Origin of the sequence: Paraburkholderia sp. SIMBA_030 (assembly GCF_046535245.1) — a bacterium.
In the GTDB taxonomy this organism is placed as follows: domain Bacteria; phylum Pseudomonadota; class Gammaproteobacteria; order Burkholderiales; family Burkholderiaceae; genus Paraburkholderia.
This window is the reverse complement of record NZ_JAWRXB010001466.1, coordinates 1-242: the sequence shown is the minus strand read 5'-3', so window position 1 is coordinate 242 and position 242 is coordinate 1. Positions and strand designations below refer to the sequence as shown.

Annotated in this window: 1 protein-coding gene; it reads left to right on the top strand. The window is 65.7% G+C overall.

All coding sequences use genetic code 11. From position 1 onward, the window contains the following. Positions 1–8: 8 nt before the first annotated feature. Positions 9–242 (top strand): Lrp/AsnC family transcriptional regulator (locus SB772_RS44890; protein WP_410839138.1); only part of this gene is annotated, 234 nt, incomplete at its 3' end.

The window sequence follows — 242 nt, the reverse complement described above, 5'->3', positions numbered from 1 at the left end:
GAAGCATTTTGCGGCACCTAAAAGAAGACGGCCGGATGACCGCCACGGCACTGGCCTCCAAGGTGGGTTTGACGGTGGCGCCCTGCCATCGCAGGCTCCGGGACCTCGAGACCACGGGGGTGATCCGGGGCTACCGCGCGGAGATCGATCCCGCTGCTGTGGGCCTGGGCTTTGAAGCGATAGTCTTCGTCACCCTCCGGCAGGTGGACCGGGGGACCATGGCTGCCTTCGAAGCTCGAGTC